Origin of the sequence: Chromobacterium haemolyticum (genome assembly GCF_009936155.1) — a bacterium.
Classification (GTDB): Bacteria; Pseudomonadota; Gammaproteobacteria; order Burkholderiales; family Chromobacteriaceae; genus Chromobacterium; species Chromobacterium haemolyticum.
On sequence record NZ_AP019312.1, the window covers coordinates 401436 to 413596 of the forward strand.

A 12161-nucleotide genomic window follows, 5' to 3' on the forward strand; every position below is an offset into this window, starting at 1 on the left:
GCCAGGATACGGTTTGTTTGAGCGCGTGCTTGCGGTATCCTGCATCCTTCATCTAGCAAACGACAGCCGTAATATGAGCGTTCAAAGATTTTCCACATACATGGCGATGCTGGCTCTATGCCTCATCGCCATCCTGCCTTTCGCCTCGCGCATTCACTATGTGCCGTTGCCGCAGTGGTTTGGCGAAATCAATGTGGTCTGGCTGCTGCTGGCGGCGGCGGTTTTCCTGTTGCCCAGCGGGGGATTGTTCCGGCGTATGACGCGCAGCGCCTGGTGGTGTCTGGGCATGGGGCTGCTCTGGGCAGGGCAGCCGTTCTGGGTGGATGCGCTGTTCCCAGGGATGAATTACGCCACCGCCTTGGCCTGGCTGGCTGCCGCTTTGCTTGCGGCTGTCACCGTGTCTTTGCGCGAGGAAATGGGGGAGCGGCCGTTTGCGGTTTGGTTGGCTTGGGCCTTGATCATTGGCGGTTTGGTGCAGGCGGCGATAGGCGTGGCTCAGCTGACGGGTTACGCCGCGGAGCTGGGCTTGTTCTACGATGGCTCTCACCCCACCAGCAATATCTTTGGTCATATCGGCCAACGCAATCAATACGCGCATTATTTGATGTGGTCGGTGGTGGCTGGGGTGTACTTGTATGCGGCTGACCGGCTGCCACGCTGGGGCTTGGCTATTCTCGTGCTTGGCCTGGCTTTGATGCTGGGGTGGGCGGGTTCGCGCACCATTCTATTGTACCTGGTGGCCCTGTCCGGGCTGGCGGCGCTCTGGCATTGGCGCATCGGCAGTGCGGAATCACGCCGGATGCTGTGGGCGATGTGGCTGTCTTGTCTGGTAGTGTTGGCGATGCAGTTCGCCCTGCCTTGGTTCAATCAGTTGATTTCCTGGCTGACGCATGAAAACTTGCAAAACACTTCCGGTCTCGCCCGCTTGGCGGCGAACGGCGACGATATGGGGTCGCGGCGCTTCGCTGAAATGCATAAAGCATGGCTGAGCTTCCAGTCGCATCCGCTGACGGGGGTGGGTTGGTCGCAGTTTGCCGCGGAGAGTGTGCGTTTGCAGCCGCTGCCGCAATTTGCCGCATCCGGTTTCAACAGCGGTTTGTTTACCAACTCCCATAACCTGATCCTGCAATTGCTGGCCGAGATGGGGGGCGTGGCCACTTTGCTGATCGTCGGCGGCTTTGTCTGGGTGCTGTGGCCGTTCTTTGGTCGTCGCGCCACCCTGGAAGGGGTGTTGGCCTTGGGCTGCTTGGCGGTGACCCTGACGCACAGCATGCTCGAGTATCCGCTGTGGTATTACTACTTCCTGGCGATGCTGGTGATCTTCGCCGCTATGGCGCCGCGGGGTGATCGTCAGCTGGCTTGGCCGCTGCGTCTGCCATTGTTCGCGGCGCTGGTTTGGGTGGGTTGGCTGTCAATCAGTAGTCTGTCGATGTTCTGGGAGCTGGTGGGCCTTTATACGCCGACTAATGATGCTAAGCGCGATGCTGCGAGAATGGAGCGGCTGATCGAGATCGCCGACACCAAACCGCTATTCGCCTACCACGCGCTTTACACCGTGGATGACTACTTGAAAGTGGGGCCGGAGCAACTAGGGCGTAAATTGGCGCTGGAGAACCGGCTAACCGCATTCCGTCCCTATCCGGAAGTGATGTTGAAACGCGCGCAGCTGGAGGTGTTGGCTGGAAAACAAGCTAAGGCGGAGCAGACCCTGCGGACGACGCTGGCCTCTTTTCCGACTTACGCCGGTGTGTTCCTGAATACCCTGGATGACGATAGGGCGGAATGGGAACCTCTGCGCGTGGTGGCTCGCGCAGCTTACGCCAAGTTGCCGGCCAAGTACCAGACCATGCCCGAATAAGCCCCTTCGAGGATAGGACACAAAAAAACCACAGGCCTTGGCCTGTGGTTTTTTATTGAGCGGGGAAGGGTTTATTTAGCCTTCGATCACCACGCCCTGACTGAGCGCGGTCTTCATCTTGCTCAGTGCCTTGGCCTCAATCTGACGGATACGCTCAGCGGATACGCCGAATTCGGCTGCCAGCTCATGCAGCGTGGAGCCGCTGTCGTCGGCCAGCCAGCGCGCTTCAACGATGCGGCGGCTGCGCGGGTCCAGCGTGGCCAAGGCCTGCTGCAGGCCTTCGGTCTGTAGATGGTCGAACGCGCGGCGTTCAAGCTCGCGGGTTGGCTCATTGTGATGGTCCGCCAGCCAGTCGATCGGCGCGTAGCCGTCGTCGTCATTGTCGTCAGCCAGCAAGGCGACGTCCTGGCCGCTCATACGGGTTTCCATTTCGCGGACTTCTTCCGGCTTGACGCCTAGATCGGCTGCGATTTGGCGGGCCTCGTTTTCCGACAGCGCGGAGAAACTGCTCTTCATGCTGCGCAAATTAAAGAACAACTTACGCTGAGGCTTGGTGGTGGCAATGCGCACCAAGCGCCAGTTGCGCAGGATGAATTCGTGAATCTCGGCCTTGATCCAGTGCACGGCAAAAGAGAACAGGCGCACGCCGCGATCGGGTTCGAAGCGCTTGACGGCCTTCATCAGGCCAATATTGCCTTCTTGAATCAAGTCGGCTTGCGGCAAACCGTAACCGGAGTAGCCGCGGGAAATTGATACCACCACGCGCAGGTGCGAGAGCACCAGCTGGCGCGCGGCTTCCAGGTCGTTTTGCTCCTGAAAGCGCGTTGCAAGCTCGTTTTCCTGCTCAGGCGTCAGCATGGGTACGCTGTTAACAGCTTGGATGTATTGCTCCAGGCTGCCGCTGGTGGACGGGACGGGCAAAGCAAATGTTGTGGTCATCTGTATAACTACCTCCTTGGGTAGTGATATGTTAGCACTCGTATATGGAGAGTGCTAGCAATGAAAGGTTCCAGCGTCAATGATTTTTCCTATCGGCTCGATAGTAACGCAGCCGATGCGCCGACGTTGTCTGCTCTGATTAACAGTTGTTGCGCCGCTTACATGCGCTGGCAAGCGGCCGCGTTTCATTTGGGTTCTATCTTGCGTAGATGATGGTCGGAAGCGAGGCGGGCGCCTAGCATCGCCAGTAGGGCGGAGACGGCGACGGCGACGGCCAGTTCGACCGGGCTCAGATTGCGCAGCTCCACCCGTTCGCCGTACAACTGGGCGAATTCGCGAATAGCCGGGTTGGCGACCGAGGTCAACCAGCCTGTCAGCGCCCAAGCGGCCAAGCCAGCCAGGATGCCTTGCCACATCGCGTGGTACATGAAAGGGCGGCGGATGAAACTGTCCGGCGCGCCTATCAATTTAGAGACCTCGATTTCGTCCTGCCGCGCCAGGATCTGCATGCGGATTGCGTTATTGGTCACCAGCACCAGCGCCAGTCCCAAGGCGATGCCCATGAACCAGGTCAGATGCTTGCCCATTTCCACCATGCCGTACAGGCGCTTTGCCCAGTCTGCGTCGAACTGCGCTTGTTCCACCATGGGCAGGCCGGACAGTTCCTTTTGCAGCATCTCCAGTTCGCGGGGCTCCAGCGCCTTAGGCGTGACGACGAAGGCGTCCGGCAGTGGGTTGCTGTCCAGGCCATCGGCCAAACCCGGCAGGCCGTTGCGTTTCTCCATGTCCGCCAGCGCCTTGTTCTTGCTGACGAAGCTGTAGCTCTTGACCTTGGGGTGATGGGTTAAGGTGGAAGTGACCGCGGCGAGATCCGCTTCTTCCGATGATTGCTCCATGAACAAGGTGATTTGCGGCGTGGCGCTCAAGCGGCCCACCCAGTCCTGCACGCTGCTGACGGTCAAATAAAGCGAGAGTGGCAAGGCCAGTGCCAGCGACAGCATCAACAAGGTCAAAAAGCTGCCGAAAGGTTGGCGCAAAATTTTGATCAGCGCTTGTTTGGCGCTTTGCCAGTTCAGATAGAGATAATGTTTCATGCGGCAAATTGTCCTTCCCGCAGGCGAATGATTCGGCGGCCGTAGTCTTCCATCAGGGTTTCATCGTGAGCGGAGATGAGCACCGTGACGCCCACCTGGTGGAAGGATTTGAACAATTCCATGATGTCCAGCGCATAAGCGCGATCCAGATTGGCCGAGGGTTCGTCGGCCAGCAGGATGCTGGGGCGGTGCACCACGGCTCGGGCGATGCACAGGCGCTGTTGTTCGCCGCCTGACAGGCGGATCGGCATGCTCTTTTCCTTGCCGAGCAAACCAACCTTGTCCAGCGCTGCGCGCACGCGCTTGGCGGCGTCGCGGCGGTCAAAGCCGATAATGTCCAAGGGCAGCATCACATTGTCGAACACGCTGCGGTCGAACAGGATCTTGTGGTCCTGGAAGACAAGGCCGATGTGCTGGCGCACATAGGGGATCTGGCTGGAGCGCAGCTTGGACAGGTTCTGGCCGTTGACCACCACGCCGCCCGCAGTGGCGCGCTCTATGCCGGCGATGAGCTTGAGCAAGGTGGATTTGCCGGCGCCGGAATGGCCGGCGAGAAAGACCATCTCACCGGTATCAATGTTGAAAGACAGGTTTTTCAGAGCTTCGTTGCCACCTGGGTAGCGTTTGGTGACCTGGTCGAACTGGATCATTATTCTGTTCCCGCGTTAGCTGGTGACGGCAAGAGTGAGAGCTTGCAATGGCTGATGCGTTCAGTCGAACAGCGCGTCGATGTAGTCCTTGGTCTTGAACGGCCGCAGGTCGTCTATGCTTTCGCCTACACCGATAAAGCGCAGCGGAACGGGGCGTTGTTTGGCGATGGCCGCGATTACGCCGCCCTTGGCGGTGCCGTCCAGCTTGCTCAAGATTAGCCCGGTCAGGCCGAGGGCGTCGTCAAAAGTCTTGACCTGAGTGATGGCGTTCTGGCCGATATTGGCGTCCAGAACCAGGATGATTTCATGCGGCGCGTCCGGCAAAGCCTTTTGGATTACCCGCTTTACCTTCTTGATCTCTTCCATGAGGTGCAGTTGGGTGGGCAGGCGGCCAGCGGTGTCTGCCAGCACGATGTCGATGCCGCGGGCGACCGCGGCTTGAATCGCGTCGTAGCAAACGGCGGCGGAGTCGCCCCCTTGCTGGGCGATTACGGTGACGTTGTTGCGCTCGCCCCAGGCCATCAGCTGTTCGCGCGCCGCGGCGCGGAAGGTGTCGCCGGCAGCCAGCAGCACGCTCTTGCCCTGGCTTTGATAGTACTTGGCCAGCTTGCCTATCGAAGTAGTCTTGCCGGCGCCGTTGACGCCGGCCATCATGATGACGAAGGGTTTCTTGCCGCTAACGTCCAGCGGTTTTTCCAGTGGCGAGATCAAATCGCTGAGCGACCCTTTCAATGCGTCTTTCAGTTCAGAAGCATCCTTCAGCCCTTTCAGCGAAACACGCTCGCGCACGTCGTCGAGCAGGTGCTGTGTGGCGTCCACCCCCATGTCGGCTGTGAGCAGAACGGTTTCCAGTTCCTCGTACAACTCTTCGTCGATCTTGCCGCCGCCAAACAGACCAGCCAGGGATTTCCCCAGCTTGTCGCGGGTTTTTGACAGGCCGGCTTTCAGGCGTTCCGCCCAGCTCATTTTTTTCAGAGAAACCTGAGGGGGCTCGGGCGGCGTGTCGGCGCGCGTCGAGGCTGGGGCGGCTTCGGCGGGTGCTGCCGTGGAGTGACGCTGCTCGGGCGCGCGTGTTTCCGGTTGTTGGATGGCAGGGGCGGCCACTTCGGGCGGAATGATGGTTTGAGCGTCGGCCGCAGGCTCCGTTTGGACTGTTGTCGGGGGCGTGGGCTCGGACTGGGGTTTTCTTTTGAAGAAGCTAAACATGCGTTAAGGCCGGCAGAATTCGGTAAATGGCTAAATTGTATCCTCAAATGGAGATGCGTACCCAATTGTTGCAGCGCAGAGGCGGGTGGAGCTATGGGATCGTTGAAATCTATATATAAGGAATAGATGGTTTTTTGTGGCGCGAGGTGCGACAGATAGTGGCCGGTTTGCGCGACAATGAGGCGCAATGACGCGGATCGGGTTACACTCAGCCCCTTGTTTTTTGAGCTTGGAATTATGAGTCAGTCGCGTAACACGGTCAGAATCATAGGTGGCGAGTATCGGCGCCGGCTATTGCCGTTTCCCGACGCTCAGGGTTTGCGGCCAACGCCGGACCGTGTGCGGGAAACCTTGTTCAATTGGTTGGGCCAGCAACTGTACGGCAAATCCTGTCTGGATCTCTTCGCCGGCAGCGGGGCGCTGGGCTTCGAAGCGGCTTCTCGCGAAGCGCGTCGCGTGGTGATGGTGGAGAAGTCCCGCACGGTGGCCGAGTCCCTAAAGGCCAACCGGCTATTGTTGTCGGTTGCTAGCATCGATGTGGCGCAGTTCGACGCCTTGGCGTATCTGAAGGTCTGTCGGGAGCGTTTTGACGTCGTTTTCGTCGATCCGCCGTTTGACTCCGATTTGCTGGCCCAGGTTTTGCCTATGCTGGCTCAAGTGATGAGCGAGGACGGTCTGGCATATATCGAGAGCCGCCGCTGGCCCGAGGAATTGCCGGGCTGGGAGGTGCTGAAGCGGGCCAAGGCCGGCCAGGTGCATTACGGTTTGTTGCGCCGGGCGGCGGAGCCAGGCTGAGCGGTTTGTTCGCCGCGCTCTCATAAATATATAACGGGGCGAACTTGCGAGCCCGACTGTCGGGTGACAGAATTCATGCTGTGGAATACTTGAGGAATTTACTATGTCTTTGATGATTACCGACGAATGCATCAACTGCGACGTCTGTGAGCCGGAGTGCCCCAATAACGCGATTTCCCAGGGTGAGGAAATCTATCAAATCGACCCCAATCTGTGCACCCAGTGCGTTGGCCACTACGACGAACCGCAATGCCAGCAGGTCTGTCCGGTCGATTGCATCCCCCTGGATCCGTCTCACGAGGAGACGCAGGAGGCGTTGCATCAGAAATATCTGCGGATTTCTGGGCAGGCGTGAACTGCTAAGCTTTTGAATTTATTGAAAGCGCCCCAGGCTTGCCGGGGCGCTTTGCTTTTGTCCGCAAAATAATTGGAAAAAAATGCAAAAACCGGTTGACGGCCATTGGGGCTATCTATAATATTCGGGTCTCTTTCAGGAGGGATTCCCGAGCGGTCAAAGGGATCAGACTGTAAATCTGACGGCTCAGCCTTCGAAGGTTCGAATCCTTCTCCCTCCACCAGAATTTAGCGTCTTGGCGTGTGCGACGAAAGTTGCTCGAGGTTGTTGTTGCAGGCGGGTGTAGCTCAATGGTAGAGCAGAAGCCTTCCAAGCTTACGACGAGGGTTCGATTCCCTTCACCCGCTCCAAGCGTGTAGCCTGTTTGAAGGGCCCATGTAGCTCAGGGGTAGAGCACTCCCTTGGTAAGGGAGAGGTCGGCAGTTCAATTCTGCCCATGGGCACCACCATTTACTTTGTGTTGTTTCGTATCCAGGAAATTTTGCCATGGCTAAGGAAAAGTTCGAGCGGACTAAACCGCACGTAAACGTCGGCACCATCGGTCACGTGGACCATGGTAAAACCACTCTGACCGCTGCTATCACCACTATTCTGTCGAAGAAGTTCGGTGGCGAAGCCAAAGACTACTCCCAGATCGACAGCGCGCCGGAAGAGAAGGCTCGCGGTATTACCATTAATACCGCTCACGTAGAATACGAAACCGAGTCCCGTCACTACGCTCACGTAGACTGCCCGGGTCACGCCGACTACGTTAAGAACATGATTACCGGTGCTGCCCAGATGGACGGCGCTATCCTGGTGTGCTCGGCCGCTGACGGTCCGATGCCGCAAACCCGCGAACACATCCTGCTGTCCCGTCAGGTTGGCGTTCCGTACATCATCGTGTTCCTGAACAAGGCCGACCTGGTGGATGACGCTGAGCTGCTGGAACTGGTTGAAATGGAAGTTCGCGATCTGCTGTCTTCCTACGACTTCCCGGGCGACGACACCCCGGTGGTGATCGGCTCCGCTCGTCTGGCGCTGGAAGGCGACCAGTCCGAATACGGCGAACCGGCCATCTTCAAGCTGGCTGCTGCTCTGGATTCCTACATTCCGACTCCGGAACGCGCCATCGACAAGCCGTTCCTGCTGCCGATCGAGGACGTGTTCTCGATCTCCGGTCGCGGCACCGTGGTAACCGGTCGCGTAGAGCGCGGCATTGTTAAAGTCGGCGAAGAACTGGAAATCGTGGGCCTGAAGGCAACCGCGAAGACCACTTGCACCGGCGTGGAAATGTTCCGCAAGCTGCTGGACCAAGGTCAGGCGGGCGACAACGTTGGCGTGCTGCTGCGCGGCACCAAGCGTGAAGACGTTGAGCGTGGCCAGGTGTTGGCCAAGCCGGGTACCATCACCCCGCACACCAAGTTCGGCGCTTCCGTGTACGTGCTGAGCAAAGACGAAGGTGGCCGTCACACCCCGTTCTTCGCGAACTACCGTCCGCAGTTCTACTTCCGCACCACCGACGTAACGGGCGCAGTAACCCTGTCGGAAGGCGTTGAAATGGTAATGCCGGGCGATAACGTGGAAATCACCGTTGAGCTGATCGCTCCGATCGCCATGGAAGAAGGTCTGCGTTTCGCCATCCGCGAGGGCGGCCGTACCGTCGGCGCCGGCGTTGTTGCCAAGATCATCGCTTAATTAAAGTTTAAAGGCCAGTAGCTCAATTGGTAGAGTATCGGTCTCCAAAACCGAGGGTTGGGGGTTCGAGACCCTCCTGGCCTGCCAATTAAGACCAGCCGGCGCTTGTGCGCCGGTTGGTCTTTTGTCGCATACGCGCATTGAGAAGATATCGACATGGAAATGCAAGATAAAATCAAGCTGGCGCTGGCCGGTTTGCTGGTGGCGGCTGGTATCGTCGGCTTTTACATGATTCCGGCGGATCAGGGTATTTTGCGCGCGCTTTCGTTTGTGGCCGGTGTGGTTCTGGCGGTTGGCGCGATCTGGTTGTCGCAGCCGGGGAAGAGTTTTGTCTCTTACGCCAATGAGTCTCTGGTTGAGGCGCGCAAGGTGGTGTGGCCGACTCGCAAAGAGGCGATGCAGATGACCGGCATGGTGTTTGTTTTCGTGCTGGTGCTGGCCTTGTTCATGTGGTTGGTGGACTCCAGTCTGTCTTGGTTGTTTTATGATGTGATTCTTGGTCGAGGTAAATAATGGCAATGCGCTGGTATGTGGTTCACGCTTACTCGGGCTTTGAAAAGAGCGTGCAAAAGGCGCTGCGCGAGCGCATTGAGCGTTCTGACGTCGCCGATCAGTTTGGCCAGATTCTGGTGCCGGTAGAGGAGGTTGTTGACGTGAAGAACGGTCGACGCTCCATTACCGAGCGCAAGTTTTTCCCGGGTTATGTGTTGGTTGAGATGGAAATGACCGACGATACCTGGCACCTGGTTAAGAGCACTCCGAAGGTGACCGGTTTTGTTGGCGGTACCGCCAATCGCCCCGCGCCGATTTCCAAGAAGGAAGTCGAGGCCATCATGCAGCAGATGCAAGAGGGTGTGGAGAAGCCGAAGCCGAAAGTTCTGTTTGAGGTGGGTGAGAAGGTGCGCGTCATCGACGGCCCGTTCAATGACTTCAATGGTTCCGTCGATGAGGTGAACTACGAGCGCAACAAGCTGCGAGTGTCGGTGCAGATTTTTGGTCGCGACACCCCTGTTGAGCTCGAATTCAGTCAGGTTGAAAAGTTGTAAGCCTGCCTCTTGGCAAGTGTTTTTTAGGCGTGTATACTGTTGCGCTTTCGTCGGGAAGCGAGTTGACGCTCGCGTTATACCCAAACTAGGAGTTTAATCGTGGCAAAGAAAATTGTCGGCTATATCAAGCTGCAAGTGCCCGCTGGTAAAGCCAATCCGTCGCCGCCGATCGGCCCGGCTCTGGGTCAGCGTGGTTTGAACATCATGGAATTCTGCAAGGCGTTCAACGCCGCGACTCAAGGCGTTGAGCCGGGTCTGCCGATTCCTGTGGTGATTACCGCATTCGCGGACAAGTCTTTCACCTTCATCATGAAGACCCCGCCGGCCACCATCCTTCTGAAGAAGGCTGCTGGCATCAAGTCCGGCTCCGCTAAGGCGCATGTGGACAAGGTGGGTAAAGTGACTCGCGCTCAGCTGGAAGAAATCGCCAAGACCAAGCAGCCGGACCTGACCGCTGCCGATCTTGACGCTGCTGTTCGCACCATCGCCGGCTCCGCCCGTTCGATGGGTCTGGAAGTGGAGGGCGTGTAATGGCTAAGGTTTCCAAGCGCTTGCAGGCTCTGAAGGCTAGCGTTGATCGCAATAAGCTGTACGCAATCGACGAAGCGATTTCCCTGGTGAAAGCCGCCGCCACCGCCAAGTTCGACGAGTCTATCGACATCGCCGTAAACCTGGGCGTGGACCCGCGCAAATCCGACCAAGTGGTTCGTGGCTCCGTGGTTCTGCCGCGCGGCACCGGCAAGTCGGTACGTGTAGCCGTGTTCGCCCAAGGCGCGAACGCTGAAGCCGCTAAAGCCGCTGGCGCCGAAGTCGTTGGTTTCGACGACCTGGCCGAGCAGGTTAAAGCCGGCAACCTGGACTTCGACATCGTGATCGCCTCCCCGGACGCCATGCGCGTTGTGGGTCAGCTGGGTCAGATCCTGGGCCCGCGCGGCCTGATGCCGAACCCGAAGGTTGGCACCGTGACCCCGAACGTAGCCGAGGCCGTGAAAAACGCCAAAGCCGGTCAGGTTCAATACCGTACCGACAAGGCCGGTATCGTTCACGCCACCATCGGTCGCGCTTCCTTCGAAGCCGAAGCTCTGCGTGAAAACTTCTCCGCTCTGGTTGATGCCTTGGTGAAAGCCAAGCCGGCAGCTTCCAAGGGCGTGTATCTGAAAAAGATCGCCGTATCCAGCACCATGGGTGTCGGCGCTCGTGTAGATACCAACTCGATCAGCGCTTAATCGCTGTTTGAGTTTGGCGGGACGGTTCGCCGTCTCGCCAAGGCTTTGGGCTGGCAAGCTTGCTTGTCAGGTTGTCAAAGACCGTAGGCGCCGCAAGGCTTAATCGCAGATTTGCTTGTATGGAAGTCCGCAACCTACGCAGATGGTGTACCCGAAACAGGCTTCTGAACAAAGTTCAAGCTCATGTAGCTCAGGGGTAGAGCACTCCCTTGGTAAGGGAGAGGTCGGCGGTTCAATTCCGCCCATGAGCACCAGTTCTTTATGATGTCTCCTGATGTAGGTCGCCGCTGCAAAGCGAAGCGAAAATCCTTTCGCTTCATTTCAGTCTAGGAGGTAGACCTTGAGTCTCAATATCGAAGATAAAAAGGCGGTCGTAGCTGAAGTATCTGCCACGCTGGCAGACGCTCAGACCCTCGTTATCGCTGAATATCGGGGCATCGAGGTAAGCAGCATGACCAAACTCCGCGCTCAGGCGCGTGAGAATGGCGTATACCTGCGCGTTCTGAAGAACACGCTGGTGCGCCGTGCTGTGGAAGGCACTCCGTTTGCCGGTCTGGCTGACCAAATGGTCGGCCCGCTGGTTTACGCTGTTTCCGCCGACCCGGTAGCTGCTGCCAAGGTGCTGCATCAATATGCCAAGGCTGACGACAAAATCATCGTCAAGGCAGGTTCCTACGATGGCCAGGTGCTGAACGCCGCTCAGGTTGCTGAGCTTGCGTCCATCCCGAGCCGCGAAGAACTGCTGTCCAAGCTTCTCTACGTTATGCAGGCTCCGGTCGCTGGCTTCGCCCGCGCGCTGGCCGCCCTGTCCGACAAGAAGCAAGCCGAAGCCGCTTAACTTATTTGATTCTTATAGAATTCAGGAGATTTTCACATGGCAATCACCAAAGAAGACATCCTCGAGGCCGTTGCTGGTCTGACCGTGATGGAACTGAACGACCTGGTTAAGGCGTTCGAAGAGAAGTTCGGCGTTTCCGCCGCTGCTGTTGCTGTTGCTGGCCCGGCTGGCGCCGGCGCTGCTGCCGCTGAAGAAAAAACCGAGTTTGACGTTATCCTGACTGGCGCTGGCGACAACAAGGTTGGCGTGATCAAGGTTGTGCGCGCAATCACCGGTCTGGGCCTGAAAGAAGCCAAAGACCTGGTTGACGGCGCTCCGAAAGCCCTGAAAGAAGGCGTGGCGAAGGCTGAAGCCGACGACATCCTGAAACAGCTGACCGAAGCCGGTGCTAAGGCTGAAATCAAATAATCTTCTTTGAAAAAAGAGGGTGAGGCTGGCGGAGTAATCCGCCAGCCTTATTGCGCTTGTAGTTGGCCG

Annotated in this window: 14 protein-coding genes and 5 tRNA genes; 15 read left to right on the top strand and 4 right to left on the bottom strand. The window is 57.9% G+C overall.

The features are described from left to right. Window positions 1–73 precede the first annotated feature (73 nt). Window positions 74–1858: a PglL family O-oligosaccharyltransferase gene (locus tag GYH29_RS01830; protein WP_161523099.1), complete on the top strand. Its 1785-nt coding sequence runs from the start codon at window positions 74–76 to the stop codon at window positions 1856–1858. 75 nt (window positions 1859–1933) lie between these two features. Here the strand turns inward: GYH29_RS01830 and rpoH are convergent, their stop codons facing one another. From rpoH to ftsY, 4 genes are all read right to left on the bottom strand, one after another. Continuing rightward, window positions 1934–2797: an RNA polymerase sigma factor RpoH gene (gene rpoH, locus GYH29_RS01835; RefSeq protein ID WP_161523100.1), complete on the bottom strand. Its 864-nt coding sequence runs from the start codon at window positions 2795–2797 to the stop codon at window positions 1934–1936. A 185-nt stretch (window positions 2798–2982) separates the two neighbouring features. Further along, the gene (gene ftsX / locus GYH29_RS01840; protein WP_019102028.1) at window positions 2983–3891 is read right to left on the bottom strand and encodes a permease-like cell division protein FtsX; all 909 of its coding nucleotides are present in this window, start codon (window positions 3889–3891) and stop codon (window positions 2983–2985) included. Next, window positions 3888–4541: a cell division ATP-binding protein FtsE gene (gene ftsE / locus GYH29_RS01845; protein ID WP_043592279.1), complete on the bottom strand. Its 654-nt coding sequence runs from the start codon at window positions 4539–4541 to the stop codon at window positions 3888–3890. The genes ftsX and ftsE overlap by 4 nt, the downstream gene beginning before the upstream one ends. A gap of 60 nt (window positions 4542–4601) precedes the next feature. Beyond that, the gene (gene ftsY / locus GYH29_RS01850; protein ID WP_161523101.1) at window positions 4602–5747 is read right to left on the bottom strand and encodes a signal recognition particle-docking protein FtsY; all 1146 of its coding nucleotides are present in this window, start codon (window positions 5745–5747) and stop codon (window positions 4602–4604) included. A 237-nt stretch (window positions 5748–5984) separates the two neighbouring features. Here ftsY and rsmD point away from each other — a divergent pair, with 237 nt between their 5' ends. The 14 genes from rsmD to rplL all read left to right on the top strand — a co-directional run bounded on the left by rsmD (window position 5985) and on the right by rplL (window position 12092). After that, a complete protein-coding gene (gene rsmD / locus GYH29_RS01855) occupies window positions 5985–6542 on the top strand; it encodes a 16S rRNA (guanine(966)-N(2))-methyltransferase RsmD (protein WP_161523102.1) in 558 nt (185 codons plus the stop codon). A 103-nt stretch (window positions 6543–6645) separates the two neighbouring features. Further along, on the top strand, window positions 6646–6897 hold the full coding sequence (locus tag GYH29_RS01860; RefSeq protein WP_019100314.1) for a YfhL family 4Fe-4S dicluster ferredoxin: 252 nt from the start codon (window positions 6646–6648) through the stop codon (window positions 6895–6897). A gap of 138 nt (window positions 6898–7035) precedes the next feature. After that, a tRNA-Tyr gene (locus GYH29_RS01865) sits at window positions 7036–7120 on the top strand. A gap of 53 nt (window positions 7121–7173) precedes the next feature. After that, a tRNA-Gly gene (locus GYH29_RS01870) sits at window positions 7174–7247 on the top strand. Between the two features lie 21 nt (window positions 7248–7268). Next, window positions 7269–7343, top strand: a tRNA-Thr gene (locus tag GYH29_RS01875). Between the two features lie 40 nt (window positions 7344–7383). Next, entirely contained in the window at window positions 7384–8574 is a 1191-nt protein-coding gene (tuf, locus tag GYH29_RS01880) for an elongation factor Tu (protein WP_081555062.1), read from the top strand. Window positions 8575–8585: 11 nt separating this feature from the next. After that, window positions 8586–8661, top strand: a tRNA-Trp gene (locus tag GYH29_RS01885). 69 nt (window positions 8662–8730) lie between these two features. Then, window positions 8731–9087: a preprotein translocase subunit SecE gene (gene secE / locus GYH29_RS01890; RefSeq protein WP_019100014.1), complete on the top strand. Its 357-nt coding sequence runs from the start codon at window positions 8731–8733 to the stop codon at window positions 9085–9087. Beyond that, window positions 9087–9620 carry a transcription termination/antitermination protein NusG gene (gene nusG / locus GYH29_RS01895; RefSeq protein ID WP_043594671.1) on the top strand — a complete coding sequence of 178 codons (534 nt, stop codon included), beginning with the start codon at window positions 9087–9089 and terminating at the stop codon, window positions 9618–9620. Before secE ends, nusG begins: the two co-directional genes overlap by 1 nt. A 99-nt stretch (window positions 9621–9719) precedes the next feature. Continuing rightward, window positions 9720–10151 (top strand): 50S ribosomal protein L11, encoded by a 432-nt coding sequence (gene rplK, locus GYH29_RS01900; RefSeq protein ID WP_019100246.1) that lies wholly within the window; start codon window positions 9720–9722, stop codon window positions 10149–10151. Continuing rightward, a complete protein-coding gene (gene rplA / locus GYH29_RS01905; protein WP_019100247.1) occupies window positions 10151–10846 on the top strand; it encodes a 50S ribosomal protein L1 in 696 nt (231 codons plus the stop codon). The genes rplK and rplA overlap by 1 nt, the downstream gene beginning before the upstream one ends. A gap of 179 nt (window positions 10847–11025) precedes the next feature. Continuing rightward, a tRNA-Thr gene (locus GYH29_RS01910) sits at window positions 11026–11100 on the top strand. A gap of 86 nt (window positions 11101–11186) precedes the next feature. Then, on the top strand, window positions 11187–11684 hold the full coding sequence (gene rplJ / locus GYH29_RS01915; RefSeq protein ID WP_039755753.1) for a 50S ribosomal protein L10: 498 nt from the start codon (window positions 11187–11189) through the stop codon (window positions 11682–11684). A 36-nt stretch (window positions 11685–11720) separates the two neighbouring features. Continuing rightward, window positions 11721–12092, top strand: coding sequence for a 50S ribosomal protein L7/L12 (rplL, locus tag GYH29_RS01920; protein ID WP_019102910.1), 372 nt, complete (start codon window positions 11721–11723; stop codon window positions 12090–12092). The last annotated feature ends 69 nt before the right edge of the window (window positions 12093–12161 follow it).